Origin of the sequence: Sulfitobacter sp. UBA4523 (genome assembly GCF_002388305.1) — a bacterium.
Lineage (GTDB): Bacteria > Pseudomonadota > Alphaproteobacteria > Rhodobacterales > Rhodobacteraceae > Sulfitobacter > Sulfitobacter pontiacus.
On the sequence record NZ_DGMH01000054.1, the window covers coordinates 103,764 to 109,296 of the forward strand.

The window sequence follows — 5,533 nt, forward strand, 5'->3', positions numbered from 1 at the left end:
ATGGGTGGCATGATGGGCGGTGGCGACAGCGCAGCACCGGAAGCCATAACCGCCGACGGCGCCTTTGGGGTGCTTGACCTGACGCCGGACAAGGCGGCTCCTGCCGGACAGGCGCTTGCGCAATCCCTTGCGGGCGGCCCGACACCGATCACGGGCGATCCGGTGCGCCGCAGGCAAGTCGCGCTTCAAATGGGTCCGATGGCTATGCGCGGCAGCGGCAATCCACTTGCGATCAATGGTCGTGCCTACGACATGGGCCGGATTGATTTCGACGTACCGCGCGGCGAGGTCGAACTGTGGGAGGTGACCTCAGACATGATGGCGCATCCTTTCCACGTGCACGGCACATCCTTCACCGTACTCAGCGAAAACGGCAAGACCGTGCCGTTCGACCAGATGGGGGCGAAGGATGTTCTGCTGGTAGATGGCCGCGCCGAGGTAATCGTCAGGTTCGATCATGGCGCGACACGCGAGACACCCTACATGTTCCACTGTCACATCCTCGAACACGAGGATGGCGGCATGATGGGTCAGTTCACGGTGACCTGATCCGAAGAACGGTGCAAAACAGGAGATCGAGCCATGACCAAACCTAGCGTTCTCGTTCTTGGCGGCAATTTCGCAGGACTGGGTGCCGCGCAGAAAATCCGCGACTATGCCGGCGACGCGGTGGATATCACCGTGATCGACCGCAAGGCCTATCTCGACTACATCCCGAATATCCCGCTGGAGGTCTTTGAGGGCCGCGATCCGGCCGTAACCATGCACATGGGTCTGGTCGACACCCTTGCGCGCGATGACATCAGGTTCCGTCAGGCCGAGGTGCTGGGTCTCGAAATCGACGCCAGGCAGGTGCGGGTCCGTCCCAACGAACGTCTCGGCGCACCGGAATACCGTATCGCCTACGATTATCTTGTCATCGCGCTCGGATCGATCCTTGCCTATGACGATATCGAAGGGTTTGCCGAACATGGTCATACCGTGTCAGATTCCTATCACGCCAACCGGCTGATCGAATATCTCAAGAACGATTACAAGGGCGGGCCTATTGCCGTCGGCTCGGACCGGTTCGAGCAGGGCACCAAAGGCAAGCCCGACTGGCTTCCCACGGCGCTGGCCGCTTGCGAGGGCCCTCCGGTCGAAGTGTCACTATCGCTGGCCCACTGGCTTGAAGAACATGGCAAGGGGGGCGCCAAGAACATCACCATCTTCACCCCCGCCGAACTGATCGCAGAAGACGCTGGCGAAGAGGTCGTCAAACAGCTGCTGGAGGCCGCGTCGTCCATGGGCTTCGGCTACATGAACAAGACCGAGGGCATCACGCGCCTGACCGAGGAGGGCATCGAATTCCGCGACGGGCGAAAACTGGATGCCGAGATCAGCATCGTCTTCCCGAACTGGAAACCGCATGACTTCCTGAAAGGGCTGCCGATATCGGACGAAGTCGGGTTCATCATCACCGACATGAAGATGCGCAACCCCGATCACCCGGAAATCTTCGCCTGCGGCGATGCGGCGGCTATCACGGTGCCCAAACTGGGCGCTATCGGCCACCAGGAGTGCGAGATCGTGGGCAAACAGATCGCCAAAGAGGTGGGCAAGATGTCTGCCGACAAGGCCGACGAGCCGTGGCAGCCAGAGGTCATCTGCATTGGCGACATGGGCGGCGGCAAGGCGTTCTACATCCACTCCAATTCCTGGTTCAACTTCGGCGGCACCACCCAGATCCTCGAAATGGGCCGCATGCCCTACGCGCAGAAAGTGCTCTACAAGGAAATGTTCTTCCGCAATCACGGTCGCATTCCGAACTGGGGACTGCCGGCAGCTAAGTTCGCCTCTGAACACATCAAGATCTGAACCCTGAGAAAAGGAAAACGCGATGAAAACCCTTCTGGCACTATGCCTTGCTGTCACCCCCGTCGCCGCACTTGCCGGTGGCGAGAACAAACCCGGCGCGCACTTTATCGAAAACTGGGATCTGAATGGTGACGGCCAGGTCACAGCCGCAGAGCTGGCGGAAAAGCGTGGCGACGTCTTTTTCACGTTCGACAGTGACGAAGATGGTAAACTCAATGCCGAGGAATATGGGTATTTCGACGAAGCCCGCAAAAACGACATGGAAGGCCAACCCGAACATGCCGGTGGCAAAATGAACAAGGTTCAGGCAGGCATGCAAATGGCTTTCAATGATGTTGACGGCGACGGTCTTGTGACCCGCGAAGAATTCCTGGGGCAGGTTGGCGCGTGGCTGACTTCCATCGACCGCAACGCGGACGGGGTGATTACGGGCGAAGACTTTGGTCCCAAAGCATAACATTTGTCGGGTGGGCTACTTGCTCGCCTCACCATATACTCAGAGGTCTAAGAATGCTTGACGGTTTCAGTGCAGAAACGCTCGCCCGCGTGCAATTCGCATTCACGGTGTCATTTCACATCATTTTTCCTGCCTTTTCTATCGGCCTCGCCAGCTATCTGGCGGTGCTGAACGGGCTATGGATCAAGACGCAGGACGAGACCTATCTAAACCTCTTCAACTACTGGAAGAAGATCTTTGCCGTGGCCTTCGGCATGGGGGTCGTCTCGGGGATCGTGATGTCCTACCAGTTCGGCACCAACTGGTCGGTGTTTTCGGACAAGGCCGGACCGGTTGTCGGACCGCTCATGGCCTATGAGGTCATGTCCGCGTTCTTCCTTGAGGCTGGGTTCTTGGGCATCATGCTCTTTGGCCGCGAAAAAGTCGGCGAGCGTTTGCACATGTTTGCCACGGCCATGGTGGCCATTGGTACATTGATGTCCGCCACGTGGATCCTTGCGGTGAATAGCTGGATGCAGACACCACAGGGGTATTCGATAGCGGCGAACGGGCAGTTTGTGCCCGAGGACTGGTTGGCGATCATCTTCAGCCCTTCCTTCCCGTACCGCCTTGTGCATATGGTGCTGGCCGCCTACCTCACCGTTGCCTTCGTGGTCGCCGCCGTCAGCGCGCTGCATCTCTTGCGCGACAAAACGGACAAGGAGTCGCGCCGCGCCTTTTCGATGGCGATGTGGATGGCGGTGCTTGTCACCCCGATCCAGATTTTCGCGGGCGACATGCACGGGATCAACACGCTGGAGCATCAGCCCGTAAAGGTCGCGGCGATGGAGGGGCATTTCGACAGTCATGGTGATAACCAGCCGCTGGCGCTGTTCGGTGTTCCCAATGCGGAGACCGGCCAGCTGGATTACGCCATTGAGGTTCCTTATCTCGGTTCACTCATTCTCACCCACAGTTTGAATGGCCAGATCAAAGGGCTGAACGAATTTCCGAAATCGGAATGGCCGCCGCTGACCATCGTCTTCTTCAGCTTCCGCGTCATGGTCGGCATCGGTTTTGCGATGCTGGGACTAGGGCTCTGGGGGGCCTGGGCGCGCTGGAAGAGCAAGCTCTATGATTGGACTTGGCTGCACCGCGCGGCGGTGGTGATGGGGCCTGCGGGGTTCATCGCCGTGCTGGCCGGGTGGATCACCACCGAGGTCGGACGCCAGCCTTACACGGTCTATGGTCTTTTGCGTACGGCCGACAGCTTGGCGCCGGTCCAAGCCCCCGCGGTGGCGACCTCGCTCATGGCCTTCGTCGTGGTCTACTTTTTCGTCTTCGGCGCCGGCACCTTCTATGTCCTGCGGATGATGAACAAGCGCCCGGCAACACCGAAGCTCGGCCTGCGGGACGGACCCATCCGAAGTGCCGGACTCACGCCGGTCACGCAGACCCACCCAGACGCCATGCCAGGAGAATGAACCATGTCGCTTGAGTTTGAATTGCTCGCCTTCATCTGGGCCGGTCTGATTGCCTTTGCAGTGCTGGTCTATGTCATCCTCGACGGGTTTGACCTCGGCCTCGGGATCCTCTTCCCCTTCGCCCGGTCGGAAGGGGACCGCGACTTGATGATGAATTCGGTCGCGCCGGTCTGGGACGGGAACGAGACCTGGCTGGTGCTCGGAGGCGGCGGGCTCTTTGCCGTCTTCCCGCTGGCCTATGCCATAATCATGCCTGCGCTTTACATGCCGATCACTTTGATGTTGCTAGCACTGATCTTTCGCGGTGTGTCCTTTGAATACCGCTGGCGGACAAAACGCTGGAAGCGCGTGTGGGATTGGGCTTTCTTTGGTGGCTCCACCCTCGCGGCCTTCTGCCAGGGCATCGCCCTTGGTGCGCTGGTGCAAGGGATCGAGGTGACGGACCGCGCCTATTCTGGTGGTTGGTTCGACTGGCTGACTCCGTTCTCCATCCTAGCCGGATTTGCCGTCGTCGTCGGCTATGCGCTTCTCGGCGCGACTTGGCTGGTGTTGAAGACCGAAGGCGATATTCAGCTCCAGATGCGCGGCTACGCATGGTATCTTGGCGCTGGTACGCTGGCCCTGATCGCCTTGGTGAGCATCATCACGCCCTTCCTTGAACCGGTCTACTTCCACCGCTGGTTCAACCTGCCCGGAAGCCTTTGGTCGATGATCGTGCCGATCCTTATGCTGGGGCTCGCCTGGTCGTTCTTCACCGGGCTCAATGACGGCAAGGATTTGCGGCCCTTCCTGTCCGCGCTTGGGTTCTTCATGGTCAGCTTTGTCGGGATCGGGATCAGCTTTTATCCGATGATGGTACCGCCTAACCTAACCATCTGGCAGGTGGCAGCACCGGAAAAAAGCCTGGCCTTCGCGCTGGTAGGCGCGGCGATCCTGATCCCGATCATTCTCGCCTACACCGCATATGCCTACTGGGTCTTCCGCGGCAAAATGGATCCGTCAAAGGGGTATCACTGATGAAACAGTCACTGCCTTCGAAGTGGGCCTGGTTTATTGTCCTTTGGCTCGCAAGCGTCGTCACTCTTGGGATTGTCGCTTATGCGATCAAGCTGGTGGTGTGAAATGCATGGCGATCTGCAAGACCACTGGAACACCGCCTATAGTGAGAAGACCGATCAGCAGGTCTCATGGCACCAGGAGGATGCGCAGCCCAGTCTGGATCTGATCCTGGACGGTCAGGTTGCAAAGGATCTGAGTGTGATCGACGTGGGTGCGGGCAGGTCACGTCTCGCCGATGCTTTGGTTGCGGCTGGATGCCGTGACCTGACATTGCTCGACATCTCGAATGAGGCGCTCTCGGCGGTTCGTGAGCGGATGGTTGAATATCAGCCCACGTTTGTCACGGCGGACGTTACGCAGTGGAAGCCCCATAGAACATGGGATGTCTGGCATGATCGGGCGGTGTTTCACTTCCTCACCGAAACGGCTGAACGCGCCGCTTACATGCGTAGACTTCGCGCCGCGACACGACCTGGAAGCAAGATCGTCATGGCCACCTTTGCCGAGGATGGACCTCGCCGATGCAGCGGGTTGCCAGTTCAGCGATATTCGGCGGCGGAAATGTCAGCGCAGTTGGGGCAGAGTTTCACCTTCCGATCAACCATCAAGTTGACACATGTAACCCCGAGCGGTGCCCCCCAGAGTTTCAGATATTCGATCTTCTCCCGCGTTTGATCGTAAGCATCCGGCGTAGGCC

At 59.0% G+C, this 5,533-nt stretch carries 7 protein-coding genes; all 7 read left to right on the forward strand.

Annotated features, from left to right (window positions below; genetic code table 11):
• Positions 1–549: multicopper oxidase domain-containing protein (locus tag B3849_RS13845; RefSeq protein WP_278426065.1), on the forward strand; the 549-nt coding region annotated here is incomplete at its 5' end.
• Positions 550–582: 33 nt separating this feature from the next.
• Positions 583–1,857: an NAD(P)/FAD-dependent oxidoreductase gene (locus B3849_RS13850; protein ID WP_278426066.1), complete on the forward strand. Its 1,275-nt coding sequence runs from the start codon at positions 583–585 to the stop codon at positions 1,855–1,857.
• 22 nt (positions 1,858–1,879) lie between these two features.
• Positions 1,880–2,314: an EF-hand domain-containing protein gene (locus B3849_RS13855; protein WP_278426067.1), complete on the forward strand. Its 435-nt coding sequence runs from the start codon at positions 1,880–1,882 to the stop codon at positions 2,312–2,314.
• Positions 2,315–2,367: 53 nt separating this feature from the next.
• Positions 2,368–3,777: a cytochrome ubiquinol oxidase subunit I gene (locus tag B3849_RS13860; protein ID WP_278426068.1), complete on the forward strand. Its 1,410-nt coding sequence runs from the start codon at positions 2,368–2,370 to the stop codon at positions 3,775–3,777.
• A gap of 3 nt (positions 3,778–3,780) precedes the next feature.
• On the forward strand, positions 3,781–4,794 hold the full coding sequence (gene cydB / locus B3849_RS13865) for a cytochrome d ubiquinol oxidase subunit II (RefSeq protein WP_278426069.1): 1,014 nt from the start codon (positions 3,781–3,783) through the stop codon (positions 4,792–4,794).
• Entirely contained in the window at positions 4,794–4,898 is a 105-nt protein-coding gene (locus B3849_RS13870; RefSeq protein ID WP_278426070.1) for a DUF2474 family protein, read from the forward strand. The genes cydB and B3849_RS13870 overlap by 1 nt, the downstream gene beginning before the upstream one ends.
• A 1-nt stretch (position 4,899) precedes the next feature.
• A complete protein-coding gene (locus tag B3849_RS13875; RefSeq protein WP_278426071.1) occupies positions 4,900–5,511 on the forward strand; it encodes a class I SAM-dependent methyltransferase in 612 nt (203 codons plus the stop codon).
• Positions 5,512–5,533 lie beyond the last annotated feature (22 nt).